At 58.0% G+C, this 250-nt stretch carries 1 protein-coding gene; it reads left to right on the top strand.

Annotated features, from left to right (window positions below; translation table 11 throughout):
- A partial coding sequence (locus tag G5A07_RS21555; RefSeq protein ID WP_223107820.1) for a hypothetical protein occupies nt 1-182 on the top strand: 182 nt, incomplete at its 5' end.
- Between the last annotated feature and the right edge of the window lie 68 nt (nt 183-250).

Raw genomic sequence — 250 nt, forward strand, 5'->3', positions numbered from 1 at the left:
TTGTTGAAGGCCTCAAGCGTGCGGGCCGCGACCTGACCCGCGAGAAGTTCGTCGGGGCGCTGGAGACGATGGGCAACTACGACGTGGGTGGCTTCAACGTGAACTTCTCGCCCTCCAACCACGTCGGCTCCAAGTTCGTTGAGATGACGATCATCAACTCTAACGGGCAAGTGATCCGCTGAACGCGCATCCCTAAAAAAAAGAAACCGGGCCAGGTGCCCGGTTTTTTTGCGTTCAAGCCGGCTGCAAC

Origin of the sequence: Stenotrophomonas sp. AS012628 (assembly GCF_010608305.1) — a bacterium.
GTDB classification, from domain to species: domain Bacteria; phylum Pseudomonadota; class Gammaproteobacteria; order Xanthomonadales; family Xanthomonadaceae; genus Stenotrophomonas; species Stenotrophomonas geniculata.